Below are 26240 nucleotides of genomic sequence, written 5' to 3'. Positions count from 1 at the left end.
CAATCGATAAATCAATAACTCATTAATTCAATAATTAAGTAATTGCATTAGCTTTGCAGCTTAAATCCCAAACTAAAAATTCGAAATCCGATATAGAAGATGTCATTATCAACCCAAATAGATCAGGATATTAAACAAGCCATGCTGGCCAAGGACGCTGACAAGTTGCGTGGCCTGCGTGCTATAAAATCAGCCTTATTGATAGCTAAAACCGAGAAAGGCGCTGCCGAAGAGGTAAGCGAGGAAGCGGAGATAAAAGTGCTGCAAAAGCTGATCAAGCAGCGAAAGGAGTCGGCTGACATATACAAGGCGCAAAACCGTGAAGACCTTTACCAAATTGAAGCCGCCGAGATGCAGGTGATTGAAGCTTATCTGCCTAAACAAATGGATAGGGCTGAATTGGAAGCTTACCTTAAAGATTTGATAGCCCGCGTTGGCGCAACGTCTGTAAAAGATATGGGCAAGGTGATGGGTACTGCCAATAAGGAACTTGCAGGCAAGGCCGACGGCAAAACCATATCTGAAGTGATAAAGCAGATTTTAGCATAATTGCAGCCCGGTATTGTAACTAAACTGCAATAAACTATTTTTACAGCATAATAACGGCAAGATTAACTAAACTTGCAGCGATACATTTAATTGACCAGGCACTATATATATGAAGTTCGCACTTAAACAGGAAAAGGAATTTAGCTACATTGACGAGGGCGAAGGCGAAGTGCTGCTGATGTTACACGGTTTAATGGGCGCCCTCAGCAACTGGGAAGAAGTTATTGAGGAGTTTAAATCGGAATACCGTGTAATTATACCTGTTTTACCTATTTACGATTTGCCGCTGCTTACTACCGGTGTTAAAACGCTTAGTAAGTATGTACATAAGTTTGTTAAACACAAAGGCCTTACCAACTTTACCATATTGGGTAACTCGCTTGGTGGCCATGTGTCGTTAATATACGTACTATCTCACCCTGAATATGTGAAAGCGATGGTGCTTGCGGGTAGTTCGGGCTTATATGAAAATGCCTTTGGCGGATCATTTCCGCGGCGCGAGAGTTATGATTTTGTGAAAGAAAAAGTAGAATTTACTTTTTATGATCCGAAAACAGCAACAAAGGAACTGGTGGACGATGTTTTTCAAACAATAAATGACCGTAATCGCGTTATCAGAATATTGGCTATGGCAAAATCGGCCATCAGGCATAACATGGCCAAAGATTTGCATAAGATAACCGTACCAGTTGGCTTGCTATGGGGTAAGAATGATAAAATTACCCCACCGGAGGTAGCCGAGGAATTTAACCAGTTGTTGCCCAATGCTGAGCTACACTGGATTGATGAATGCGGCCATGCCCCAATGATGGAGCAGCCCGAGAGATTTAACATACTGCTAAGGCAGTTTTTGGATAAACTAAAAAAGTAACCCATGTTCGCGATTGACCTGATCGGAAATGCCATACCACCTCTACACACGTCTGACACGGTGCAGAAAGTGATCGAACGTATGGCCGAGTTTAAGGTCAGTCACATGCCTATAGTTAACGAGGAGCAGTTTCTGGGTCTTATTTCTGAGGATGACCTTATCGAGGAGCCCGATTATGATACCGAGATAGGAGCCTTGGCGCTCGCGCTGGTTAACCCTTATGTTTTTAGCGATCAGCATATTTACGATGTTATCCGCATGTTTCGTGAATTACAGTTGAGCGTTGTACCCGTTCTGGATAAAAAAAACAATTACCTCGGGGTGGTGTCTATCAACAGTATGAATGAGTACTTTGCCGAGCTTACGTCGGTATCAGTACCTGGTGGTATAATTGTGCTGGAGATAAGCAACCGCAATAATTCGCTGGCGCACATGGCGCAGATCGTCGAGTCAGACAATGCGCAGATACTAAGCTCGTACGTCCGTACTTTCCCTGACTCAACCCGCATGGAGATCACCCTTAAAATTAATAAGCTGGATATATCAAACATAGCGGCTACCTTTTTAAGGTACAACTATGATATTAAGGCTACCTTTAATCACTATAACGAAAGGGATAATTCAATGGAGCGTTATGATTCGCTGATGAATTACCTCAACCTATAATCCCGCCTGATGAAAATAGCAGTATACGGCAGACCATTTACCGACAGCGAGGTTTTGCCCTTTATACAACAGGTTTTTGATAATCTGCAACAACACGGCGTCGAAATTTATGTACACAGCCGCCTGCATGGCTATCTGCAGGATAAAATAACCAACGTTAATTACACCGTGCTTGAAGAAGGCCAACCGTTTAAAGGCCTGATCGATCTGTTTTTAAGTCTTGGTGGCGATGGTACTATGTTAGATACCGTTACCCTGATACGCGATAGCGGCATCCCGGTTATCGGTATTAACTTTGGCCGGCTGGGTTTTTTGGCAAGTATTAACAAAAGCGATATAGCGGCCGCCATACATGCGGTAGTAAATCAGCAATATACGCTCGATAAAAGAGCTATGCTGCACATTGATTCAGAAGCAAAACTATTTGGTGATGATAATTTCGCGCTGAACGAGATCACGATACATAAGCGCGATGATTCAGCGATGATCACTACACACGCTTTTTTGGATGGTGCCTTCCTTAACTCTTACTGGAGCGATGGTATCATCGTGTCAACCGCTACCGGCTCAACGGCTTACTCGCTAAGCTGCGGCGGTCCTATTATCTTTCCGGAATCAAACACGGTAGTACTTACACCAATTTCGCCGCATAACCTTAACGTGAGGCCGGCGGTATTGCCTGATTGCTGTACGCTATCATTCGATGTGGAAACGCGCAGTGCCAATTACTTGATCTCGTGCGATTCGCGTACCGTGGTGCTCGATCAGCCGGTGCGTATCAATGTGCGTAAGGCCGACTTTCAGCTTAATTTAATCAGGCTAAATAATGAAAACTACTTATCAACGTTAAGACATAAATTATTGTGGGGACTTGATACCCGTAATTATTAGCCTTACCGGATGCGAAAATATCTACTTACCATACTCATACTATTTACAGCCATAACGCTTAAAGCCCAAACCTGGGAAGTTGGGGCGGGTATAGGCGGCGCCGGTTATATGGGCGATTTAAACCAGCACAACCCCTTGCAAATTAGCGGGCTGGATGGTAACGTATTTGTTAAGCGTAATTTTAACGGTTACCTCTCGGCCAAATTTCAGTTCACATACGGTAAAATAGGCGCTGCGGATAGTACTTCAAACAACCAGCAACAGCGCGACCGTAACCTGAGTTTTACCAATCGCATTATGGAAACCAGCCTTACCGGCGAGTTTAACTTTATGCATTATATACCCGATGCCGGTAAAAATGTGTTCACCCCGTTTGTGTTTGCGGGTATTGGTGTGGCCGCTCATGCGCCGCGTACCGAGCTGAACGGCAATCAGGTAGGCTTGCGCAGGCTGCGTACCGAGGGGCAGCAAAAGCAATATGCCGGTACCATACTATCAGTGCCTTACGGTGCGGGCGTAAAATACAACATAGGCGGTAAGTGGACATTGATAGCCGATTTAGGTTATCACTGGACAAATACCGACTACCTTGATGATGTAAGCGGTTTATATGCTGATAAATCCACGTTGCCATCGCCAACCTCGGTGCGGCTGTCAGACCGTACGGGTGAGCGAACCGGCGTATATACAGGCACCGCCGGTACCCAACGCGGCGACCTGCGTAAACGCGACAGTTACCTTTTTTTAAACCTTTCGCTATCGTTTACATTCGTAACCGAAAAATGTTATTATGAAAATTGATTTTATAAAATAAAATTTTATAAAATATGTATAATAAAAAATTTAATTTGGCGTAATAATTATATTACTTATCTAAACTATTATTGTTATGGCCGAATTAAACACACCTGCCGCCGGATCAGGCAGAAAAGGAACCCGCAAACGCGCCTCAACCCGCGTAGATCTGACAGCTATGGTTGACCTTGCATTTCTGTTGATTACCTTTTTTATCATGACCACCACCTTAAGCAAGCCTAAGATAATGCCGGTTGTGATGCCTGATAATGAGGGTCCTGATGAACCTGTTTCAGAAAACCGCACACTCACCGTTTGCCTGGGTAAAGACAACAAGGCCCTTTGGTATTTAGGCCGGGCCGAGCAGCCCATACTTAAGCCAACAGTGGCAGGTTACGGTAAAAACGGCGTTCGCAAAGCTTTGTTGGATGCAGCGGCTTATGTAAAAAAGAATTATGGTAAAACCCTGATGGTAATTGTTAAACCTGCCGACAGTTCAAAATATGAAAACCTGGTGAATACCATTGACGAATTGGATATAACCCAGGTACCTGCATATGCCATTGCCGACATCGCACCTCAGGATATAACGCTTTTAAAGCAGAAAGGTATCTACTAAAAATATAAACGTATAAGTGCAGCCGGGCCAAACAGCCCGGCTTTTTTGTTAAAAAAAAGCTTGTTTTTTCTTTTACGCTGTCATACTAAAAAAATACAAAGTAAGTTTTACCTTTGTAGCCTGAAAAAACAGGCTTATTTTAAATAATTTAAATAGCTGAGCGCTTACTTATTACAATTGCGGCGCAATTAATCAAGGCTATTTAACACGGCAGTAATGAAAGACCAGATCGATTTGTTGAAATTGCCCGCGCACATTGCCATTATAATGGATGGTAACGGCCGCTGGGCAAAAACCAAAGGAAAGCTAAGGGTATTTGGCCATCATAACGGTGTGCTTGCCGTACGCGATGTTGTTGAGGGCGCATGCGAACTGGGCCTTAAATATTTAACCCTCTATGCCTTTTCGGCCGAGAACTGGAACCGGCCCAAGCTTGAGGTAATGGCACTGATGGAATTGATGGTTAGTACCATTAATAAGGAGATAAGCACGTTTATGAACAATAATGTGCGCCTTAATGCCATCGGTGATCTGAGTATGCTGCCGGCCCGCAATCACCGTGAACTTACCAAAGCTATGCAAACTACTGCCGGCAATACCGGTTTGGTGTTAACCTTAGCCTTGAGCTATAGCTCACGTAACGAGATCGTTCATGCTGTTAAAAGTATTGCCGAAAAGGTAAAGGCCGGCGAACTAAACCCGGCCGATATAACGGAGCAAACTATTGCTGATAATCTCTATACATATAACATGCCTGATCCTGAACTCATGATCAGGACGAGCGGCGAACACCGCATCAGTAACTACCTGCTTTGGCAAATAGCGTATACCGAGCTGTATTTTACCAATAAATTATGGCCCGATTTCAGGCGAGAAGATTTATTTGAGGCTATACTTGACTACCAGCAGCGCGAGCGCCGCTTTGGTATGACAAGCGAGCAGCTTAACTAAATTTTTACTTTTAACACTATTTAACAACTGTTTAAATTATTTTTAGCCCACTAAAATATCCGAATGTATAAATATATAGTTGCTGTATTTTCTTTGCTGTTAAGTGCAATTACTGCCATGGCGCAGGTTCCGGCCGGCTCGGCAGATAGCCTGAACTACCTTAGTCCTAAAGAGTATATTGTTGGTGGCGTAACCATTAGCGGAGCTAAAAACCTGGACAAGGAAATTCTGATCACCATATCAAAATTAAATAAAGGCGACAGGCTGATATTACCAGGCGAGGCTAACGCACGTGTTATCAAGGACCTGTTTTCGCAGGGATTGTTTGATGATGTACAGCTTAACATCACCAAAGTAAATATGGATACCGTATACCTGGAGATAGCAGTGGTTGAAAGGCCGCGTTTATCAAGGTTAAAAATAACCGGTATTAAAAAAGGCGAAATTGAGGATGTAACTAAAAAGCTGAATGATAAAACAGGTAAAATAGTTAACCAGAACCTGATCAATACGACAACCGGAATTATTAAGCGCCACTTTAACGAGAAAGGCTACTTATTTACCGAGGTTAAAATGAATCCGGTGCCTGACCCGGGCGACTCAAGTTCTGTGATACTGAATGTACAGGTTGATAAAAAGAACAAGGTTAAAATTAACAGTGTTGAGTTTGACGGCAATACCGCCTTTACCGATAAAAAATTACGCAAGTTTTTAAAGAATACACGTACCAAGAAGTGGTACAATATCTTCGGCTCAAAGAAGTTTAAAGAAGATAAATTTTTAGAGGATAAGCAAACGCTTATTGAAAAAATGCAGGCCGAAGGTTATCGTGACGCGCAGGTGTTAGACGATACCGTTACCCGCCACGATGAGCGCACGGTTGACGTGAAGATCAAAGTTTACGAAGGTCCTAAGTATTACTTTGGTAACATTAAATGGTCGGGCAATGCCAAGTACACTACCGAGTTTTTAAATCGTGTACTGCGTATTAAGAAAGGTGATATATTTAGCGAAGAGGAGCTGACCAAGAGGTTATCAGGCCCTACGCCGAGTAATGACGATGTATCAACCCTTTATCTGGATGATGGATACCTGACCTACAACGCCGACCCGGTACAAACGCGCATTTATGGCGACACTATCGATCTGGACATACGTATTTACGAAGGACCACAATACACCATTAACCGTGTAACCGTTAAAGGTAATGATGTTACTAACGATAAGGTGGTAATGCGCGAGATCCGTACCAAACCGGGGCAAAGGTTTAACAAAACGTTATTGATCCGTAGTACGCGCGAACTTTCGCAGTTGGGTAGTTTTGACGAGCAAAAAACAGAACCACGCCCAACTAATATTAATCCATCGGAGGGTACGGTTGACATTATTTACAACGTAGTTGAAAAACCTTCTGACCAGATTGAGCTTTCGGGTGGTTTTGGTGGTGGCCAGTTGGTTGGTACATTAGGTTTATCGTTCAACAACTTTTCGCTGCGTAATATATTTAATCTGAAAGCTTACAGGCCGCTGCCAAAAGGCGACGGGCAAAGGCTAAGCATACGTGGCCAGTCAAGCGGGCGTACGTATCAAAACTTCTCGTTCACGTTCTCTGAGCCATGGCTGGGTGGTAAGAAACCTATTTTCTTCAGCTTATCGGCTTATACACAGGGTAGCTCAACAGGGCAGTATTATCCAAAATCAAGCCCTTATTACAATAAGTTACGTATTAATGGTATCGGTGTAACGCTGGGTAAACGTTTAAACTGGCCCGATAACTACTTCCAGTTAAACTACTCACTTAACTTTGACCACTACTTCCTGGATAACTATTCAGCATACCTGTTCAGAAACGGTACATCATACAACATTAAAATTACACAAGAGTTAAGCCGTAACTCGCTGGATGCGCCTATTTATCCAACTGGGGGTTCAAACATCAGGTTTACGGTTCAGGTAACACCGCCGTACTCATTATTTAATAACACCAACTACGCAATTGCTACGCCGGAAGAGCGTTATAAATTTGTGGAGTATCACAAATGGAAGTTTGACGCGCAATGGTTCCAGCGTATTACCGGTAAACTTGTGCTGATGTCTCAGGCAAGGTTTGGTTTCCTGGGTTCATATAATTCCCAGGTAGGCCCTTCACCGTTCGAGCGTTTCAAACTGGGTGGTGACGGTATGCAAACTTACCAGTTCCTGCAGGGTAGCGAGATCATCGGTTTACGTGGATATCAAAACTTCTCGATCGTACCAACCGGCTCAAACTATACGGCTAACGATAACCCAGGCAGTGCTATCTATAACAAGTTTACGCTTGAGCTGCGTCACCCGGTAATTGCAAGCCAGTCGGCCACTATATTCCTGTTGGCTTTTGCCGAAGGCGGTAACGCATGGGATAGCTTCAGCCGCTACAATCCGTTTAACGTAAGGCGCTCGGTAGGTATGGGTGCCCGGATATTTTTGCCTATATTTGGTTTGCTCGGGCTTGATTACGGTTACGGTTTTGACCGCATACCGGGCCAGCCGGATGCGGGAAGAGGACAGTTCCACTTCTCAATTGCACAAAGTTTACAAGGCGGATTTAATTAATTGTATAATTAATTTATGAAAAGGATAATTTTAACAGCTTTATTAGCGTTTACTGCATATTTAGGAGCATTTGCACAACGGTTTGCTTATGTTGACTCGGAATACATACTGAAGCACATGCCGGATTATACATCGGCACAAAAGCAATTGAGCGCGCAATCGCAGCAATGGCAAAAAGAGGCTGACGCTAAATTTCAGGAAATTGACAGGTTATATAAAGCTTACCAGGCCGACCAGGTGTTAATGACGCCTGAAATGAAAAAGCGCCGCGAAGCGGAGATTGTAGGTAAGGAGAAAGCAGCGAAGGATTTTCAACGGTTGAAATTCGGTCCTGACGGTGAGCTGACACAAAAAAGCACTGCCTTGATTAAACCAATTCAGGATCGCGTGTCAAAAGCGGTACAGGTAGTTGCCGAAAGCGAAAATCTGGATATGATATTTGACAAGAACAGCGAGGTAATGATGCTTTACGCTAACCCAAGGTATGATAAGAGTGCCGCGGTGATAACGCGTTTAGGATTAAAACCAGGAACATTTGCCCAATAAATTTATATTTTATAAAATAGCGGACTATTATATTAAACACACAGAAACAAAAATGAAAAGATTATTTAAGGTTGCTTTAGTAGCGGTATGCATGGTATTTGTGGGGACGTATGCAAAAGCACAAAAGATCGCGCACATCAATTTTAATCAACTGGTGGAGTTGATGCCCGAAACTAAAACGATAAGGACACAAATGGAAGCTTATCAAAAAACTTTTGTTGATACTTACACCACTATGGGTAACGAGTTTCAAACAAAAGCCCAGGCTTACGAAAAAGATAAAGCTACCATGAACGATGCAACCCGTACTGCTAAAGAAACAGAATTACAGGATCTGCAAAAACGTATTCAGGATTTCCAAAAAGACGCGCAAGGTAAAGTTGAACAAAAAAGCAATGAGTTGACCAGGCCGCTATTTACTAAAGCCCGTGCTTCAATAAGCAAAGTTGCTAAAGCTAAAGGTTACACTTATGTGCTTGATTCATCACAAACCGAATTATTAGTATCGCCAGAGGCTGACGATTTGTTAGCATCAGTTAAAGCTGACCTGGGTTTAAAATAATTAATAACAGGATATCAGATAAAAAAAGCGCCCGTATTACCGGGCGCTTTTTTTATTTTTGCAAAGGTGTCAGCAACAAAACCCATCGGTATATTTGATTCCGGCTATGGCGGGTTAACCGTGTTCCGGTCTATCGCCAATCAACTGCCCCGGTACGATTATGTTTACCTGGGCGATAACGGCCGCTCGCCTTATGGTAACCGCTCGTTTAAAACCATACATGAGTATACTTGGGAATGCGTGCAGTGGTTGTTTAAGCAAGGCTGTCCGCTGATTATTTTGGCCTGTAATACCGCCTCGGCCAAAGCATTGCGCACCATACAGCAGCAGGATATGCCCGGCAAGTTTGATGATAAACGTGTGTTAGGCGTCATCCGCCCCACAGCAGAGGTAATTGGCAATTACACCCAAACCGGTGAGATTGGGGTGTTGGGTACCAAGGGTACCGTACAATCGCAGTCGTATTTATTAGAGATAGAGAAGTTTTTCCCGAAGTTAAATGTACATCAGCAAGCCTGCCCCATGTGGGTACCGTTGATTGAAACAGGTGAGCATGATAAACCGGGCGCCGATTATTTTATTAAAGAGTATTTGGACGCCATACAGGCGCAGTCAGCTAATATTGATACCCTGTTGCTGGCGTGTACCCATTATCCGCTATTGCAGGATAAGATTGAAGCGCGGTTGCCACCCAATATTAAAGTTGTTGCGCAGGGTGATATTGTAGCAACCAGTTTAGCCGATTACCTGCAACGCCACCTGGAAATTAAGCAGCAGCTTACTCAAGGAGCAGGCAAACGATTTTTCACCACATCAGATGATACCACGGATTTTGACCACCATGCATCAGCCTTTTTTGGCGAGCCTGTTGTGGCGGAGTATGTGTCGGTAAAGTGATTTATAAGTCACTTTGATCCTATTGACTCACCCCCGACATCGCTCCGCTTGTTAACCTCTGCGCAAACGCAAGAGGGGAGTAGTAAACAGATTCTTTCTTGTTATTTTACCTTCTTTGCCCAAAGGGCAGAGAGGGTGGTCCAGCGCAGCGAAGACCGGGTGAGTTAAATGGCGAGTTTCCACAACGTTTTCCAGAGGGAAAGTAAATAATTTATAATCAGGTCAGGCAACTTCGCAATCAAACTTCTGAAATTCGAAACCAAAACCGCTCTCCCGATTTCATAAATCAAAATCCTGCTATAATCTACCAAATACATAGAATATTTAGCGGGCATTTGCTAAGTTTGCAGCCAAAGTAATTTTGTGCATTGAGTAATTACCTGATATATTTTCTTGTAGCTGCCGGGCTGTTCGCGTTTGCGGCGTTGTTCGCGCTTTTTGGCGTGTATGCCGAGCGAAAGATATCCGCCTACATACAGGACAGGCTCGGCCCCACCGAAACAGGAAAATTTGGTACACTGCAAACTTTTGCCGATATTCTTAAAATGATCCAAAAGGAGCTGATCATCCCGGCCAAGGCCGATAAGTGGCTGTTTATACTGGCGCCGGTAATCATATTTGTGGCTGTTTACATGGGCTTTGCCGCAATGCCTTGGGGGCCAGGCTTAGCGCCTTCAAAAATAAATATCGGCCTGTATTATGTGTTCGCCATTATCTCTATCGAGACATTGGGCATACTCATGGCGGGCTGGGGCTCCAATAATAAATACTCTATTTTAGGCGCTATGCGTTCGGCCGCGCAGATCATTTCGTACGAGATACCAGCAGGTTTTGCCATTATATCTGCAGTGATGATCGCTCAGTCATTGGATTTGCAGGTGATCTCTGCACAGCAAGGCGTAGCATCAACCGAAACCGTTAAGTTTTTTGGTTTTTGGGACGTAACCAATATTGGCGGATTGCTGAGCTGGAACATATTCAGGGCGCCGCATTTAATTATAGCATTTGTTATTTACTTTATATCATCATTAGCCGAAGCTAACCGTGCGCCTTTTGATATACCCGAGGCGGAATCAGAACTGGTGGCCGGTTTCCATACCGAATATTCCGGATTAGGCTTTGCCTTTGTGTTTTTGGCCGAGTACTCGATGATGTTCCTGGTATCTATGATAGGGGTGATCCTGTTTTTAGGCGCCTGGAATACACCGCTGCCTAATATGGGCGCGTTAAAATTGGCCGACTGGACAACCAACATCTGGTGGGGGATATTTTGGGTGGCGATTAAAAGCCTGGCCCTGGTTGGTGTACAAATGTGGATCAGGTGGACATTACCCCGCCTGCGTGTTGACCAACTGATGAACCTATGCTGGAAAGTATTAACCCCGCTGGCCTTTGCCTGTATATTAATATCCGGCGTATGGCGGTTATGGTTGATGTAGGGAGGTGAATGGATAGTAGTGAGTGGTGAGTTTGGTGGTTAGAGATCAGTGTTTAGAGAATAGTAATTAGAATTTAGTATTTAGATTTTAGAGTTTATAACAGTATGTTTAAAAACGCGATAAATGGCTTAACTACTGCATGGAAGGGGATGACCCTTACCATCGGCCACTTGTTTGCGTCGAAAAAAACACGTGAGATCAACAAAGTAAGCGACGATAATTACTTTAAACGCCTTGAAGGAACCAATACCATACAATACCCCAAACAGCAATTGCCTGTACCTGAGGTTGGGCGCTACCAGTTGGATGTGGAGATGGATGATTGCATTGTGTGCGATCTGTGCGCCAAGATTTGTCCGGTTGATTGTATCGATATAGAATCCATTAAAGCCACGGAGGCCATCGGCCAAACGTCTGACGGGACAACCAAGCGCCTGTATGCCGCCAAGTTTGATATCGATATGGCCAAGTGTATGTATTGCGGCCTGTGTACGGTTGTTTGTCCAACGGAGTGTATTACCATGACTAACACGTACGACCGTACGGTGTTTGAACTGAGCGACCTGATCTACGAATTTTCGGACATGACCAAGAAGGAAGCCGACGAAAAACGTGCGCTGCTCGAAAAGCAAAATGCCGAAAAGCAAGCCGCCAAGCTTGCCGCCATGAAGAAGAAGGAGGAAGGGCAATGATGCTGGTGAAGGTGATGTTTTACGTATTGGCTGCCATCGCTTTAGGATCTGCCTTATATGTGGCCGCTTCAAAAAACCTGGTGCGGTCGGTATTTATGTTTTTTGTTACCCTGTTTGCGTTGGCGGGTTTGTATGTGCTTGCCCTGGCAGATTTTGTGGCCATTACCCAGATCGTGATCTATGTAGGCGGTATTTTGGTGTTGATACTTTTCGCCTTTATGCTATCCGGCCGTGAAACACTGGATGCTATCCAAAAGCAAAAAGGAAAATTCATCAGCCTGAGTAAACTGCCTGCTGTATTACTTGCCGCGTTATTTTTTGTGGTCATGTTTATAACGTTAAGGCAAGTAAGGGTTGACGAGTTAGACTGGGTGCGAACTGCTGTAGCCGATGGAAATGTGATTAAGCCGGACACGATATTGATTGAGAATATCGGTGTAAATTTAATGACGCTCTATCTTTTGCCATTTGAAGCGATCTCCATACTGCTGATGTTTGCGCTGATAGGGGCGGCACATTTATCCAGAAAGGAGCCGCAGGCATGATCGCTTTAAGTGATTTTCTGCTGTTGAGCGCGGCACTGTTTTGCATTGGCCTGTACATGGTAGTAGCCAAGCGCAACGCCATACAAATACTGATAGGTATTGAGCTGATGCTGAATGCCGCTATATTAAACCTGGTGGCTTTTGGTAAGTATGATAAAGTTAATAATGGCGGGCAAGTGTTCGCCCTGTTTGCCATTGTGCTTGCCGCGGCGGTAACCGCAGTAGCGCTGGCTATTATACTCAACGTATACCGGCAGTTTAAAACTATCGATCCGTCTAAAATAAATAACTTGGGAGATTGAGTATGACGAGGATATTTTATATCGTTTTTACGCTGGTGATGGTTTTTGCGGTTGAGGCAATAGCCCAAAGCGACTCAATGCCTGCTAAAAATGACCGGGAGCCATTGGCTATTCTTGATGGCAAAATTACTACGCCTGCAAAGGTTAAGCAATTAGGCTTATCAGACATTAAAGGCATGTGGGTAATTAAGGACAACAATTTTCCAGTTAAATATGGTGAGGCTGGACGTAATGGAGTTGTATTTATCAGCACACAGAATACCGAATTACGGGCAGCAGATACTGCGACGAACACACAGCCCCTGATATTGCTTGACAGCGTTGAGATAGATATTGAGTCAATGAAAAGGCTGCCACCTGCTAATATAGATAATGTACAGGTTTTTAAAGATAAGCAAGCCACCGACCGCTATGGAATTAAAGCCGCTAAAGGATTAGTATTAGTCACCAGTAAAAAGCCTGTACGCTTAGTATCATTCGCTACCGTGGGGCCAAACAACCCGTTATTGCTGATTGATGGCGTTGAAAAGGATATCAAAGAACTGGAAAACATCAAGCCTGAAAGCATAGAGAAACTACAGGTACTTAAAGATGTTGGGGCGACCGCATTATACGGCATAAAAGGTGCTCATGGCGTTATCCTCGTCACAACAAAAAATAACAAGAAAACAAAGAAATAAACATTGGTACCCGATCAGGCACATATCGCTCATATACAAACGTTCCACACGGTGGTGGCGGTGATATTGCCATTGCTTGCCGCTATCGTTAATAATTTTATCCCCAACAGGGTAAAGGTTACCGGGTGGATATCAACCATCGCTATACTATTAAGTGCCGCCTTTGCCATAAGTGTTTTTGCCGCGGTTTGGAATACTACAACTGTGCACACACAGCAGCTATGGTTTAGCATTGGCGCTACTAAAGTTTATGCTGGGGTATGGCTCAATAATTTATCGGTTATGATGCTGGTATTGGTGCCTGTTATCGCATTGCCGGTGCACATATACTCCATGGCTTATATGAGGGAGGATGAGCGCTTTAACCGTTATTTTACTTACCTCAGCTTCTTTTGTTTTAGTATGTTGGCGTTGGTTGTGGTGGATAGCACCATACTGCTTTACGCTTTTTGGGAGTTGGTAGGCTTTTCGTCATACCTGCTCATCGGTTTTTGGTTTACGCGAGATAAGGCGGTGCAAGCCAACAAAAAGGCCTTTATCATGAATAGGATAGGCGATATAGGTTTGCTCTCCGCTATCATTATCCTATTCGCACAATATGGTACGTTTGATCTGGTTCAGCTATTCGGTGATAACGGCTTGGTATCACGATCTGTTATCGAAAACGGAATATGGATAGCACCCACCGGACAACTACCTGCCGTATGGCAATACGTAGCCTTTGCGGGAATATTTTTAGGCATGGCGGCTAAGTCGGCACAGTTCCCGTTACATACCTGGCTGCCCGATGCCATGGAAGGGCCAACCTCGGTATCAGCATTGATCCATGCCGCTACGATGGTGGCGGCGGGCGTTTTCCTGCTTGGCAGAGCATATCCATTGTTTACGCCCGGAGAGTTAAGCGTGTTTGCCGTTATAGGCTGCTTTACAGCATTTATGGCGGCAAGCATCGCCCTCACGCAAAATGATCTGAAACGTATACTGGCTTACTCCACCATATCGCAACTAGGCTTTATGGTGCTGGCTATGGGGGTCGGTGCTTATGCTTCGTCACTATTTCATTTGGCAACGCACGCTTTTTTTAAATGCCTGCTGTTCTTGGTAGCCGGTATTGTGATCCACGAAATGCAGCACATCAAGCACGAAAACCATCTCGATATCGATCCGCAGAATATTTTATACATGGGCGGCCTGCGTAAAAAACTGCCGCTTACGTTTATTGCCGCCGTTGTGGGCAGCCTGGCATTAATTGGTTTATTGTTCACCTCAGGCTACTTATCCAAAGATGGTATACTGATACAAGCCTTTGAATGGGCAGAGGGTAAATCATGGTATTATCAACTGGTGCCCGTTGGTGCATTATTAACCAGTTTGTTAACCGCCTTTTATGTGAGCCGGTTAATAGTAAAGGTGTTTTTTGGTAAATTCCGTTTGTTGGATGTTCATCCCGGTATTAAGCTGCATATAAGCGATGGTGGCTGGAATTATAAATTGCCGCTAATTATGCTGGCGCTGTGCAGCTTGTTCCCGCTGTTTTCGCTGCATCCCTGGTTGTATGAACATGCTTGGCTGTACGAGGGCTTCATCCCGTCAAATCACCTGGCGCGCGAAAACATTTACCACACACTCATCCCCATAGGAGTTAATATTTTTAGTGTGATGGTGATCTACCTGGCATATGCGCTGTACGTAAAACGTAACTATGTTGCCCCGCAAGCGGGATGGCTGTTTAAGCTATCATACAACCAATGGTATATTGATGCATTTTACCATAAAGTTATTGTAAATGGTGTGCTGGCATTAAGTCGCCTGCTTTACTGGTTTGACCGTACGGTTATTGACGGATTGGTAAACCTGCTGCGTAATATAGTTGGCTTACTCTCCTCGCTGGCCGAGTGGACCGACCGTTACATTGTAAACGGTGTTATCTACCTGATCACTGTTTTGGTAAGGCGTATTGGCAATCTGGCCCGCCTGTTTCAGGGTGGCAAAGTGCAATACTACCTGTACAGTATGCTGGCGGTAGTGCTTTTAGTGTTTATTTTTAAATTACTCATCTGAGAAACTGATGAACCTTTTAACAATACTGATATTCATCCCCGTAGTGTTCGGCGCAATTATATTGCTGCTGCCGTCGTCGTTACGGGCGAGCTTTAAATATATTACCCTGCTTGCTACACTCATTCAGTTCGCGCTGAGTATATGGATTTACCTCGACTTTAAAACAGGTGCCGGTTTTGGCGGTATCAACCACGAAGATCAGTTTCAGTTTGTACAAAAGCTGCCCTGGATACACCTTGACCTGGGCGCCGCCGGGGCTATGCAGATAGATTATTTTGTAGGTATAGATGGCATTTCGCTTCCGTTACTGGTGATGACCACGCTGGTCATGGTGATCGCTACCGTTGCCTCATGGGAGATAAACAGCAACGTAAAAGGCTTCTTCGCTTTATTTTTGTTGTTGGATATGGCCGTAATAGGTGTATTCTGCGCGTTAGATTTCTTTTTGTTCTATCTGTTCTATGAGTTGATGTTGTTGCCATTGTATTTCCTGATAGGCATGTGGGGCGGCGTTCGGCGTGAGTACGCGGCTATAAAGTTTTTCCTGTATACCCTATTTGGTTCGGTATTTATGTTGCTGGTGATGGTAGGTCTGTACCTGTCAGTAACTGATCCGGCTACAGGCAATCATACCTTTAATATCATTCAAATGATGAACCCGGCCAACTACAGTGCCGACTCAATATTCTCTACCGCCGCGCAGCAAACCATATTAGGTGTACCTGCCCGTGTGCTGGGCTTTGTGGTGTTATTCATAGCCTTTGCCATTAAAGTGCCGGTTGTACCGCTGCATACCTGGCTGCCTGTAGCCCACGTGGAAGCGCCAACACCCGTATCGATCATACTGGCGGGGGTATTATTAAAGATCGGGGGTTACGGCATTATCCGTATCTGTTTAGGTATATTCCCCGAAGTTGCCGCATCCGGTGCGTTCTGGCTGGGCTTACTCGGTGTCGTTTCTATATTATATGGAGCACTAAATGCCCTTGCCCAGCGCGACCTGAAACGCATGATAGCCTACTCGTCCGTATCGCACATGGGTTTTGTACTGTTGGGCATCGCCTCGCAAACTGCCGAAGGCATAAGCGGTGCGGTGTTGCAGATGATTAGTCACGGCTTTTTATCATCCATGCTGTTTTACCTGGTAGGGGTGGTTTACAACCGAGTGCATGACAGGGATATATATAACTTCCGTGGCCTGGGGAGCATCATGCCAAAATATACCGCTTTTGTAATGATCGCCTTTTTTGCTTCATTGGGTCTACCCGGTTTTTCAGCTTTTGTGGCCGAAGCTTTTACCCTGGCCGGAACATTTAAATCGTCAACTACCAACGGATTATTACCTTACTGGATGGCCATTGGCGGTTCAATCGGGATATTATTAAGCGCGGCCTATTTTTTATGGACGCTGCAACGCATGTTCTTCGGCCAAACCCTGTTAAAGGGCGGCGAGGTGTGGCGCACAGCACTTACAGATATCAATATGCGCGAAGCTTTAACGCTTGTGCCTTTAGCTGTTATGGCATTGGCGTTGGGCATTTTCCCGTCGCTGGTATTGGACATAGCCAACGGTAGTGTATTGGCTTTGGTGGAGTTTTTAAAGAAATAAGATCAGCCCATGCACGACCTGTTACCTACCATACCCGAGCAGCTAAGCAAAATATTAAGCGATGTGCACTTTTTTGTACCCGAGCTGTATTTGAGCGGACTGTTTGTGCTGGTTTTATTGGCCGACCTGTTTATTGGTAAGGGAGCTGAAAAATATTGCCGGGCAATAGGTATAGCAGGTTTGATCATCGTTTTTTTCAAGGACTATGAGCAGTATTCTCTGGCTGATGAGGCAAGGGGCGCGATATCTTTATTCAACGGAATGCTTCTGCTGTATGACAAAGCTGTTTCATTTAAAGTAGTTATTGATCTGCTTACCGTGCTGCTCCTGATTTATTTCCCGTGGGACAATAAACTCTCCTCGCATAAAAAGGGATTGTCCGATCTGTATACCATCACTATAGGTTCGGTTTTAGGTTTGCATTTAATGACGATGGCTACCAACATGTTGTCCATTTACCTGGCTATCGAGATGGTGTCCATCGCGTCCTATCTCATGGTTGCTTACCGTTCCGAAAACGGCTTTAGTGCCGAAGCAGGTTTAAAATACGTGTTATTTGGCGCGGCGTCATCAGCGGTCTTGCTTTATGGCATATCGTTGTTATACGGTTTAACAGGTTCGCTGGATATTTGGGATCCGAAATTCATGGTCAACCTTACGGCTACTGGTAGTGCTGGTGTCGGGCTGGCCTTAACACTGGTGTTGATCGGCATAGGTTTCAAGCTATCATTTGTGCCCGTGCATTTTTGGGTGCCCGATGTTTATGAGGGAGCATCCACGCCTGTTACCGCCTACCTTTCAAGCGTACCCAAAATTGCCGCCTTCGCCTTGCTTATAAACTTTGTAAACGCCTTTGTATCGGTAGTACCGCATCCCGATTTTGATTTCAGGCTGGTGCTGTCCGTAATTGGCATCATCACCATGATAGCCGGTAACTTTGCCGCCGTAGCGCAACAAAATGTAAAGCGTATGTTGGCCTACTCCAGTATCGGGCATACCGGTTTTGCGTTGATGGCAGTTGTTACCTACTCGCCACAAGGGCTAAACTCTCTGATCTATTACCTTGCAGTGTACGCGGTTGCCAACATAGCCGCGTTGCTGCTGGCAAGTTACTATACCAACCAAACCGGTGCCGAAAACGTGACCGAATATAAAGGATTGGGTTTTAAATACCCAATTGTGTCGGTTTGTTTTGTTGTTATACTGATTTCACTGACCGGATTACCTATTTCGGCTGGATTTACCGGTAAGCTATTTGTATTTTCTTCTGTTTATGCCGTCTATCAGCAAAATCATGATGTATGGTTGCTTGCTTTAATGATTACCGGAGCTATTATTACCGTGGTGTCGCTGTTTTATTATATTAAAATACCGCTTAACCTATTTCTTCGCAAAGGTTCCACATCGTTTGAGCATGATTATTCGGATAAAAAAATCATCGCATTATCCGTATTGTTGTCCGTATTGCTGTTTTTGTTCGGATTATTCCCTGATTTACTGTATAAAGTGCTTTAAGTTGAGTATGCGGTTGGTTAATTTTATAAATAATCTAAATTTAGTGGCGATTTCATAATAAAAATCATATTTTCACGCCATTCTAAATTTAATTATCTAAAAAGTTGATGAAACGGTACTTTCCTTTCCTTTTAATCCTGATTGCTTTAGTACTTACTTTTGTTTTTCCTTCCGTTGAGCTGAACACCACTGAAAAATCACAATTCAACGGTGCCGATATCGCCTGGATGCTGATGTCAACCGCGTTGGTGCTGATCATGACACCTGGTCTTGCCTTTTTTTACGGTGGTATGGTCAATAAAAAGAATGTGATTTCCACTATGCTGCAAAGCATCGTTTGTATGGTAATCATTACCGTGATATGGGGCATATTCGGTTTTAGTTTAGCCTTTGGCGATAGTGTAGGCGGGGTTATAGGCAATCCATCAACTTTTTTTATGATGAAAGGTATGCTGGGTACCGCTACCTGGCCGGCGGCGCCAACCATTCCGTTGTTGCTGTTTGCTATGTACCAGCTTAAGTTTGCTATTATCACACCTGCGCTTATCACCGGCGCTTTTGCCGAGCGGATTCGCTTCAACTCATACATCATTTTCCTGATTCTTTTTTCTATCTGCATATTCTCGCCGCTGGCGCACAGCACCTGGCATCCGGGTGGTATTTTAGCTAAAATGGGTGTATTGGATTTTGCCGGTGGTACGGTTGTCCATATGTCAGCAGGCTGGGCGGCTTTGGCATCAGCCATCTACCTAAAACGCCGTAATGAGGCTACGCATTCGCCTGCCCGTATCACTTATGTAATTATCGGCACAGGCTTGTTGTGGTTCGGTTGGTTCGGTTTTAATGCAGGTTCTGCGCTGGGTGCCAACCCACTTGCGGTAACGGCGCTGGCAACCAGTACTACCGCTTCTGCCGCCGCGGGTATCACCTGGATATTTTTTGATATGCTGCGCGGGCGCAAACCATCAGCCATGGGCACCTGTATCGGTGCCGTTGTAGGCCTTGTAGCTATTACACCGGCGGCCGGTTTTGTATCGGTACCACACTCATTAGCCATCGGTATCATATCAGCCATTGTAAGTAACCTGGTGGTTGAGTGGCGTACCCGTACTTCAATTGATGATACATTAGATGTTTTTCCCTGCCATGGCGTAGGTGGTATGGTAGGCATGCTGCTCACCGGTGTGTTTGCCCATCACAATGTTAACGCAGGTATGGCAAACGGTAACGGCCTGTTTTTTGGCGAAACTAAATTGTTCCTGATACAACTGGTGGCATTGGTCGGCACTTCAATATTCGCATTCTTCGGTTCGTTGTTATTGTTAAAGATTACCGATATGATATCACCATTGCGTGTATCTATGGAAGAGGAAATTGTAGGTTTGGACGTTAGCCAGCACGGCGAAAAATTGTAACAAACCGCCCACATACTACAATATTTAAATGCTTATGACTACTTTACAACGTCATAAGCATTTTTTATTTGATGAAACCCCATTACCCAATACTCGATGGATTGCGCGGTACAGCCGCCATACTTGTAGTTATTTTTCATATACTGGAAGTAAACTTTCCACCCGAAACACACCCCATGAACCATGGTTACCTGGCGGTTGATTTTTTCTATCTGCTGTCCGGCTTCGTAGTGGGCTATGCTTATGATGACCGCTGGAGCAACATGAGTGTTGGCCAGTTTCTGAAAATAAGGTTTGCGCGCCTGCATCCGATGGTGATATTTAGCATTACCGTTGGCGCGATAGCTTTTTGGTTCGATCCTTATCACGACAGCTCATTTAACATGAGCTTATTAAAACTGGTTGGTATTATGCTGATCGGTTATACCATTCTGCCGCATCCGGACGTTCGGGCATGGGGTGAAACCCATTCGCTGAACGGGCCGTGCTGGTCGTTATTGCAGGAATATGTCGCCAATATTATTTACGCGCTGATAGGCCGCAAATTAAATAAAGCCGCTTTAGTAATAGTGCTTGTTGTTGCCGGGTCAGCTTTGATCGTGATGGCCCTTAAACAAAACTATATGGGTTTGGGCTGGAGTTACGAAACCTTGTGGGCTGCACCCATACGTATGCTATTCCCGTTTTTTGCAGGTTTACTGTTGTTTCGTACAGGTAAGCTGATCAAAATGCCGATGGCCTATCCGCTGCTTTCATTACTGCTATTCGTAGTATTCTTTATGCCGAGGTTTCAATATAATGGGTTGTATGATGTGACCTGTGTTATTCTGCTTTTTCCGTTGGTGGTAGCTGCCGGTGCAGGAGGGCAGGTAAGCGGTACCTGGACAAAGGTTTGCAAGTTCGCCGGAGAGTTGTCATACCCGCTCTATCTCATCCATTACCCTTTCATCTACATTTACGGTTACTGGATAAGTGTGAAAAAGCCGGCTGTAGATCAGAATCTGCCCATTGCTGTTGGCCTTTTCGTTTTCTTTATCGTGTTTGCTTTCGCAACTTTAAAAGTGTATGATGAGCCGGTGCGCAAATGGCTAAAGCAAAAGCTGGTTCCCGTTCGTGCCATATAAAAGTTAAGGGAGTGTTAAATTTATATCAATATTAATGCTTTTTTAATGACAATAGGATAGGGGATTATCTCCGGCAAAAGTTTACCTTTGCAACCTCATTCCAAATCATGAGCGATCAGATTAAACATGAATGCGGTGTGGCATTTATCCGCCTAAGAAAGCCACTCTCTTATTATCAGCAAAAGTACGGCACTGCACTGTACGGCTTAAACAAACTGTACCTTTTAATGGAAAAACAACACAACCGCGGCCAGGATGGCGCAGGTGTTGCTACCATTAAGCTGGACATTGATCCCGGTAAACGCTACATCAGCCGTCACCGCTCAATGGCCTCAAATGCCGTTGCTGATATTTTTGAGTACATCCAGAAAAAATTTGCTGACATCGAGAAGGAGTTTCCGGATAAGCTTACCGACGCTGATTGGCTTAAAGAACATGTTAGCTTTACCGGCGAAGTGCTTTTGGGCCACCTGCGTTACGGTACGCATGGCAAAAATAGTATCGAAAACTGCCACCCCTTTCTGCGTCAAAACAATTGGAAAACACGTAACCTGGTAATTGCCGGTAACTTCAACATGACTAATGTTGACGAGTTACTGCAACAGCTTTATGATTTAGGGCAGCACCCTAAAGAAAAGGCAGATACCGTTACCGTGCTTGAAAAGATAGGCCACTTTCTGGATACCGAAAATCAGGGCTTGTTTGACCAGTACAAACGTGAGGGTTTGGATGATAATGTTGAAATCAGCAAGTTAATCGCCAACGATTTGGATGTTGCCAAAATACTCCGTAAATCAGCCAAAAACTGGGATGGCGGTTATACCATTGCCGGTATTATGGGCCATGGTGACGCATTCGTGATGCGCGATCCAAGTGGTATACGCCCGGCATTTTATTATTATAACGATGAAATTGTGGTGGCGGCCTCAGAGCGCCCGGCTATTCAAACGGCTTTTAACATTCCGCTTGAAGAGATCAACGAGATCAAACCCGGCCATGCCCTTATCGTTAAAAAGAACGGCGATGTATCTGAAGATATGTTTAGCGAACCGCTGGAAAAGAAATCATGTTCTTTCGAGCGTATTTACTTCTCCCGTGGCAGCGACTCATCTATTTACCGCGAACGTAAACAGTTAGGCCGTTTATTGTGCCCGCAAATACTCAACTCCGTTGATCACGACATCAAAAACACCGTATTCTCTTATATTCCTAACACTGCCGAGGTTGCTTTTTACGGCATGGTTGAAGGGGTGCATAAATACATCAAGAAATACCAGCGCGACAGGTTGCTTAACCGCGACGACAAAATAAGCGATGAGGAACTGACCGAGGTGCTGCAATTAGCTCCGCGTGTAGAGAAGATCGCGATAAAGGATGTGAAGCTGCGTACCTTTATTACACAGGATGCCGACCGTAGCGAAATGGTAGCCCACGTTTACGATACCACGTACGGTTTAATTAACCGTGGTACCGATAAACTGGTGGTGTTGGATGATTCAATCGTTCGGGGTACCACACTTAAGCAAAGCATCCTGAAAATACTCGATCGTTTAGGGCCTAAAAAAATCGTGGTAGTATCGTCAGCCCCGCAAATACGTTACCCGGATTGCTATGGCATCGATATGTCGCGCATGGGTGAGTTTGTGGCTTTTGAGGCAGCGGTAAGCTTGCTTAAGGATGCCGGTAAAGAGGAAATATTATTGAAGGTTTACCAGCAATGTAAAGATAGCGCCAAACTGCCTAAAGAGCAGGTGTTAAATTATGTTAAGGCTATTTACGAGCCATTTACCGATCAGGAAATTTCTGACCGTATCGCACAGATAATTACGCCAAAAAATACAAATGCAGAAGTTCAGGTGATTTATCAAACTTTAGATAACCTGCACATTGCCTGCCCTGACCATACCGGCGATTGGTATTTCTCAGGCAATTACCCAACTCCGGGTGGCAATAAGGTAGTTAACCGCGCTTTTGTTAACTGGATGGAAGGCAAAAACCAACGTGCTTACATGTAAGCTATGGCGTTAACCTGCACACAATTTACAAAACGCTCCGAAAATGGGGCGTTTTTTATTTATGAGCGGCTTCGAAGTTAATATTATTTGAGTTTTACGAATAATGCTTATGCGTAGATAAATGAAGAGCGCTTTGAATTTTATTTTAATCGCTATTCTGAATGTTTTGCTTTTTGCCTTAATGCAAATAACTGCCGTATTTGTTCATTTTTTTATTTACGGTGATGGGGCAGTAGGTGATAGTTATGGTTATCGGGTGCCAACATTTTTTGTGTTACTTCAATTGATTATACTGCTTGCACTGTTTTTGAAAAAAGCAGTCATCAAAACACATACAACGCTGATTGTAAATATATTAATTGTTGTTGGGCTGTACATTTGCTATCGCCTGTTACCGGAGGTATTAAATAATAATTAGTTAGATTATTTCAATTCAACCGTAATAATTAAGAAACCTTTTCCGGTGCGAAAACAAGGTGCGTAACCAGCCTGTCAAACAAAATAAACGAGGCAATTATAAGCGCGATGCCCGCTACCTGGTTAAGTTTATGCACCAGGGTAACCGATATACGGTCGCGTAATTTATTGGCATAAAAGGCCTTCAGCGTATCGAGCCCGAACTGAACGATCAGCACTGTTAAAAACATAATAGCGATCTTCAACTGGCGGTTGGGGATGCCCTCATGGTAGGTTGTGCTGGCTGTACCTATCACCATCATCCAGTGAAAAAGGATGGTGGGGTTAAAAATGCACATAAAAAAGCCCTTCAAAAAATAGCCGGTACGCTTAAGCTTTGAGGGGGTTGAGTTTTTATAGTTTACATCAGCCTTTTTAAAGATGTAGTATATACCAACGCCCAGCAGTATAACGCTGCCTACAACGCCTGCGTAAATTTTGGTTTGCGGGGTGATATCAACCAGTTGAGAGCCGAAAAGTATAGCGCCTACAAAAACCACATCGGTTGATACAACGCCCAGGGCAAAGGCAACACCCGCCTGAAAGCCTCTTTCGATACTCACCTTTATCAGCGAGAAAAATACCGGTCCGGTTATAAAAGTCAGTATTAACCCTATACCGATTCCTGAAATAATGGCTCCTATCATTAACTATATCTTGAGCGGCATATTTTGGCCATGCGAATATGCAATTTTATCTCATAACCAAAAGAAAAATGCGTTAGCCGCGGTAACAAAATTTAATCTTATAACAGGAAATTATAAAAATTGATTTATGTTAGTGCTTTAAACAAAATTTGTACAACCAACTTATAAAATGGAACAAAACAAAACGAAAAGCTACGGATCGGCGCTGTATACGATTATTACAGTGTTCTTTTTCTGGGGCTTCCTGGCAGCGTCTAACGGGATTTTTATCCCATTCTGTAAAGCCCACTTTAATTTAACCCAGTTTGAATCGCAGTTGATCGACTTTACGTTTTACGGGGGATATTTTATCGGCTCACTTATTTTATACTTTGCTTCAGCGGCTTCACGTATTGATATATTAAATAAAATGGGCTATAAAAACGGTATCATCGTAGGCCTTATTATATCAGCTGTAGGCGCGCTTATCATGATTCCGGCTATTAATTCAGGTTCTTTCGCGTTTATATTGTTTACGTTTTTTATTATCGCCTTGGGCTTTTCGTTACAGCAAACGGCAGCCAACCCTTTTGTTATCGCGTTAGGCAGCCCGGAGACAGGTACTCACCGTCTTAATTTTGCGGGTAGTATTAACAACTTTGGCAGCATCATGGGGCCGGTTATAGTTAACATTGTACTATTCGGTTCGGCCGCGGCAAAAATTCCGGCTTCTGAGGTTAAAATAGGGTCTGTCAATAGTTTATATTTAATTCTTGCAGGCTTATTTATCGCGGTAGCCATCTTTTTCTGGATATCGAAATTGCCAAGTGTAACCAGCGATGAAAAAATGGAGCCGAGCAACAAAGCTAACAAGCCATTAGGAATTCTTTTTATTGCTTTCCTGCTAATCCTGGCGGCTGATCCGTTGAGCGTTGCAACCGGTGTGCCTCAACCTTACTTTGTTTACGCCTCATTAGCTATAATTTTAATAACGCTTGTCGGTTCGGTATCGGCATCAAGTAAAAGTAAAACCGGGTGGGGCGCAATGCAGTATCCGCAGCTTGTTTACGGTATGATTGCCATTTTTACCTACGTAGGCGTTGAGGTAACTATACAAAGCAATATGGGCGCTTTGTTAGAAAGCCCGAATTTTGGGGGTTATACTACTGACCAGGTTGCACCATTCATTTCCTTATACTGGGGCAGTTTGATGGTTGGCCGTTGGACAGGCGCTATCGCGGCTTTTAATCTTTCAAAAACAGCTAAATTGATTTTAACCATCATAGTGCCTTTTGTTGCCTTTGGTGTAATATTGTTTGTAAACGGCGCTACCGGTACTGATGTTAGCAACCTTTATCCTTATGCTATCTGCGTAGCCATCCTTATAGTAGGCTTCCTTATCGGGCAGCAAAAACCCGTGCGCACACTGGCGTTGTTTGGTATATTAGGTGTTATTGCCATGATAGTAGGTTTAATGACTACAGGAATGGTAGCTATCTTCGCTTTTCTTAGCGGTGGCTTATGCTGTTCTATCATGTGGCCTTCAATTTTCTCATTATCAGTTACAGGTTTGGGTAAATACACCAGCCAGGGCTCAGCATTTTTAATTATGATGATTTTGGGCGGATCCATCATTCCGCCGGTTCAGGGTATTCTTGCCGATTCGGAAGGTATTCATTTTTCATATATCGTTCCGGTTATCGGTTTTGCTTACCTGGCGTTCTTTGCCTGGAAAGCAGGCGCCATACTTAAATCACAAGGCATCGATATTGACAGTGTAGAAGCCGGCGGCGGACACTAATATTAGCGAACAGTCATTACT

25 protein-coding genes are annotated in these 26240 nt (G+C 44.1%); 24 read left to right on the top strand and 1 reads right to left on the bottom strand.

Translation table 11 applies throughout. From position 1 onward, the window contains the following. The first annotated feature begins 99 nt into the window (after positions 1–99). From ABD960_RS13650 to ABD960_RS13540, 23 genes are all read left to right on the top strand, one after another. Complete coding sequence (locus tag ABD960_RS13650) at positions 100–549, top strand: GatB/YqeY domain-containing protein (protein ID WP_345331712.1); 450 nt, start codon at positions 100–102, stop codon at positions 547–549. Between the two features lie 109 nt (positions 550–658). Next, positions 659–1420: an alpha/beta fold hydrolase gene (locus tag ABD960_RS13645; protein ID WP_345331711.1), complete on the top strand. Its 762-nt coding sequence runs from the start codon at positions 659–661 to the stop codon at positions 1418–1420. Positions 1421–1423: 3 nt separating this feature from the next. After that, positions 1424–2086, top strand: a complete 663-nt coding sequence (locus ABD960_RS13640) for a CBS domain-containing protein (protein WP_345331710.1) — start codon at positions 1424–1426, stop codon at positions 2084–2086. Positions 2087–2095: 9 nt separating this feature from the next. Continuing rightward, the gene (locus ABD960_RS13635; RefSeq protein ID WP_345331709.1) at positions 2096–2977 is read left to right on the top strand and encodes an NAD kinase; all 882 of its coding nucleotides are present in this window, start codon (positions 2096–2098) and stop codon (positions 2975–2977) included. A gap of 9 nt (positions 2978–2986) precedes the next feature. Continuing rightward, the gene (porG, locus tag ABD960_RS13630; protein ID WP_345331708.1) at positions 2987–3778 is read left to right on the top strand and encodes a type IX secretion system protein PorG; all 792 of its coding nucleotides are present in this window, start codon (positions 2987–2989) and stop codon (positions 3776–3778) included. Between the two features lie 88 nt (positions 3779–3866). Continuing rightward, entirely contained in the window at positions 3867–4391 is a 525-nt protein-coding gene (locus ABD960_RS13625; protein ID WP_345331707.1) for an ExbD/TolR family protein, read from the top strand. Between the two features lie 216 nt (positions 4392–4607). Then, positions 4608–5342, top strand: a complete 735-nt coding sequence (gene uppS, locus ABD960_RS13620) for an undecaprenyl pyrophosphate synthase (protein WP_345331706.1) — start codon at positions 4608–4610, stop codon at positions 5340–5342. A gap of 63 nt (positions 5343–5405) precedes the next feature. Further along, entirely contained in the window at positions 5406–7934 is a 2529-nt protein-coding gene (gene bamA, locus ABD960_RS13615) for an outer membrane protein assembly factor BamA (RefSeq protein ID WP_345331705.1), read from the top strand. A 15-nt stretch (positions 7935–7949) separates the two neighbouring features. Continuing rightward, on the top strand, positions 7950–8480 hold the full coding sequence (locus ABD960_RS13610; RefSeq protein WP_345331704.1) for an OmpH/Skp family outer membrane protein: 531 nt from the start codon (positions 7950–7952) through the stop codon (positions 8478–8480). Between the two features lie 52 nt (positions 8481–8532). Next, positions 8533–9042, top strand: a complete 510-nt coding sequence (locus ABD960_RS13605) for an OmpH/Skp family outer membrane protein (protein ID WP_345331703.1) — start codon at positions 8533–8535, stop codon at positions 9040–9042. A gap of 66 nt (positions 9043–9108) precedes the next feature. Beyond that, positions 9109–9939 (top strand): glutamate racemase, encoded by an 831-nt coding sequence (murI, locus tag ABD960_RS13600; protein ID WP_345331702.1) that lies wholly within the window; start codon positions 9109–9111, stop codon positions 9937–9939. 368 nt (positions 9940–10307) lie between these two features. Beyond that, entirely contained in the window at positions 10308–11378 is a 1071-nt protein-coding gene (nuoH, locus tag ABD960_RS13595) for an NADH-quinone oxidoreductase subunit NuoH (protein ID WP_345331701.1), read from the top strand. Between the two features lie 104 nt (positions 11379–11482). After that, a complete protein-coding gene (locus ABD960_RS13590) occupies positions 11483–12070 on the top strand; it encodes a 4Fe-4S binding protein (protein ID WP_345331700.1) in 588 nt (195 codons plus the stop codon). Then, complete coding sequence (locus ABD960_RS13585; RefSeq protein ID WP_345331699.1) at positions 12067–12615, top strand: NADH-quinone oxidoreductase subunit J family protein; 549 nt, start codon at positions 12067–12069, stop codon at positions 12613–12615. The genes ABD960_RS13590 and ABD960_RS13585 overlap by 4 nt, the downstream gene beginning before the upstream one ends. Continuing rightward, positions 12612–12917 (top strand): NADH-quinone oxidoreductase subunit NuoK, encoded by a 306-nt coding sequence (gene nuoK, locus ABD960_RS13580; protein WP_345331698.1) that lies wholly within the window; start codon positions 12612–12614, stop codon positions 12915–12917. The genes ABD960_RS13585 and nuoK overlap by 4 nt, the downstream gene beginning before the upstream one ends. A 2-nt stretch (positions 12918–12919) precedes the next feature. Beyond that, positions 12920–13597 (top strand): TonB-dependent receptor plug domain-containing protein, encoded by a 678-nt coding sequence (locus tag ABD960_RS13575; RefSeq protein ID WP_345331697.1) that lies wholly within the window; start codon positions 12920–12922, stop codon positions 13595–13597. 3 nt (positions 13598–13600) lie between these two features. Next, the gene (locus tag ABD960_RS13570) at positions 13601–15658 is read left to right on the top strand and encodes an NADH-quinone oxidoreductase subunit 5 family protein (RefSeq protein WP_345331696.1); all 2058 of its coding nucleotides are present in this window, start codon (positions 13601–13603) and stop codon (positions 15656–15658) included. A gap of 7 nt (positions 15659–15665) precedes the next feature. Next, positions 15666–17267 carry a complex I subunit 4 family protein gene (locus ABD960_RS13565; RefSeq protein ID WP_345331695.1) on the top strand — a complete coding sequence of 534 codons (1602 nt, stop codon included), beginning with the start codon at positions 15666–15668 and terminating at the stop codon, positions 17265–17267. Positions 17268–17276: 9 nt separating this feature from the next. Then, positions 17277–18782 carry an NADH-quinone oxidoreductase subunit N gene (locus ABD960_RS13560; RefSeq protein ID WP_345331694.1) on the top strand — a complete coding sequence of 502 codons (1506 nt, stop codon included), beginning with the start codon at positions 17277–17279 and terminating at the stop codon, positions 18780–18782. 107 nt (positions 18783–18889) lie between these two features. Beyond that, entirely contained in the window at positions 18890–20197 is a 1308-nt protein-coding gene (locus tag ABD960_RS13555; protein ID WP_345331693.1) for an ammonium transporter, read from the top strand. A gap of 71 nt (positions 20198–20268) precedes the next feature. Continuing rightward, on the top strand, positions 20269–21321 hold the full coding sequence (locus ABD960_RS13550; protein ID WP_345331692.1) for an acyltransferase family protein: 1053 nt from the start codon (positions 20269–20271) through the stop codon (positions 21319–21321). A gap of 107 nt (positions 21322–21428) precedes the next feature. Further along, positions 21429–23336, top strand: a complete 1908-nt coding sequence (locus ABD960_RS13545) for an amidophosphoribosyltransferase (RefSeq protein WP_345331691.1) — start codon at positions 21429–21431, stop codon at positions 23334–23336. 121 nt (positions 23337–23457) lie between these two features. Next, a complete protein-coding gene (locus tag ABD960_RS13540) occupies positions 23458–23754 on the top strand; it encodes a hypothetical protein (protein WP_345331690.1) in 297 nt (98 codons plus the stop codon). 28 nt (positions 23755–23782) lie between these two features. Here ABD960_RS13540 and ABD960_RS13535 read toward each other — a convergent pair whose 3' ends face one another. After that, positions 23783–24439 carry a LysE family translocator gene (locus ABD960_RS13535; RefSeq protein WP_345331689.1) on the bottom strand — a complete coding sequence of 219 codons (657 nt, stop codon included), beginning with the start codon at positions 24437–24439 and terminating at the stop codon, positions 23783–23785. Between the two features lie 169 nt (positions 24440–24608). Between ABD960_RS13535 and ABD960_RS13530 the strand changes: the two genes are divergently transcribed. Further along, positions 24609–26219 (top strand): MFS transporter, encoded by a 1611-nt coding sequence (locus tag ABD960_RS13530; protein WP_345331688.1) that lies wholly within the window; start codon positions 24609–24611, stop codon positions 26217–26219. The last annotated feature ends 21 nt before the right edge of the window (positions 26220–26240 follow it).

The organism is Mucilaginibacter defluvii, assembly GCF_039543225.1.
Lineage (GTDB): Bacteria > Bacteroidota > Bacteroidia > Sphingobacteriales > Sphingobacteriaceae > Mucilaginibacter > Mucilaginibacter defluvii.
Note: the sequence above shows the minus strand (reverse complement) of the source record. Positions and strands in the feature narration are given on the sequence as shown.

Coding starts and splice junctions, on each gene's coding strand:
- ABD960_RS13545 (WP_345331691.1), top strand. CDS start 21,429: ATGAGCGATCAGATTAAACATGAATGCGGTGTGGCATTTATCCGCCTA.
- ABD960_RS13555 (WP_345331693.1), top strand. CDS start 18,890: ATGAAACGGTACTTTCCTTTCCTTTTAATCCTGATTGCTTTAGTACTT.
- ABD960_RS13565 (WP_345331695.1), top strand. CDS start 15,666: ATGAACCTTTTAACAATACTGATATTCATCCCCGTAGTGTTCGGCGCA.
- ABD960_RS13575 (WP_345331697.1), top strand. CDS start 12,920: ATGACGAGGATATTTTATATCGTTTTTACGCTGGTGATGGTTTTTGCG.
- ABD960_RS13635 (WP_345331709.1), top strand. CDS start 2,096: ATGAAAATAGCAGTATACGGCAGACCATTTACCGACAGCGAGGTTTTG.
- ABD960_RS13640 (WP_345331710.1), top strand. CDS start 1,424: ATGTTCGCGATTGACCTGATCGGAAATGCCATACCACCTCTACACACG.
- ABD960_RS13590 (WP_345331700.1), top strand. CDS start 11,483: ATGTTTAAAAACGCGATAAATGGCTTAACTACTGCATGGAAGGGGATG.
- porG (WP_345331708.1), top strand. CDS start 2,987: ATGCGAAAATATCTACTTACCATACTCATACTATTTACAGCCATAACG.
- ABD960_RS13560 (WP_345331694.1), top strand. CDS start 17,277: ATGCACGACCTGTTACCTACCATACCCGAGCAGCTAAGCAAAATATTA.
- ABD960_RS13605 (WP_345331703.1), top strand. CDS start 8,533: ATGAAAAGATTATTTAAGGTTGCTTTAGTAGCGGTATGCATGGTATTT.
- nuoK (WP_345331698.1), top strand. CDS start 12,612: ATGATCGCTTTAAGTGATTTTCTGCTGTTGAGCGCGGCACTGTTTTGC.
- ABD960_RS13610 (WP_345331704.1), top strand. CDS start 7,950: ATGAAAAGGATAATTTTAACAGCTTTATTAGCGTTTACTGCATATTTA.
- uppS (WP_345331706.1), top strand. CDS start 4,608: ATGAAAGACCAGATCGATTTGTTGAAATTGCCCGCGCACATTGCCATT.
- bamA (WP_345331705.1), top strand. CDS start 5,406: ATGTATAAATATATAGTTGCTGTATTTTCTTTGCTGTTAAGTGCAATT.
- ABD960_RS13530 (WP_345331688.1), top strand. CDS start 24,609: ATGGAACAAAACAAAACGAAAAGCTACGGATCGGCGCTGTATACGATT.
- ABD960_RS13645 (WP_345331711.1), top strand. CDS start 659: ATGAAGTTCGCACTTAAACAGGAAAAGGAATTTAGCTACATTGACGAG.
- ABD960_RS13540 (WP_345331690.1), top strand. CDS start 23,458: ATGAAGAGCGCTTTGAATTTTATTTTAATCGCTATTCTGAATGTTTTG.
- ABD960_RS13585 (WP_345331699.1), top strand. CDS start 12,067: ATGATGCTGGTGAAGGTGATGTTTTACGTATTGGCTGCCATCGCTTTA.
- ABD960_RS13625 (WP_345331707.1), top strand. CDS start 3,867: ATGGCCGAATTAAACACACCTGCCGCCGGATCAGGCAGAAAAGGAACC.
- ABD960_RS13535 (WP_345331689.1), bottom strand. CDS start 24,439: ATGATAGGAGCCATTATTTCAGGAATCGGTATAGGGTTAATACTGACT.
- ABD960_RS13650 (WP_345331712.1), top strand. CDS start 100: ATGTCATTATCAACCCAAATAGATCAGGATATTAAACAAGCCATGCTG.
- ABD960_RS13550 (WP_345331692.1), top strand. CDS start 20,269: ATGAAACCCCATTACCCAATACTCGATGGATTGCGCGGTACAGCCGCC.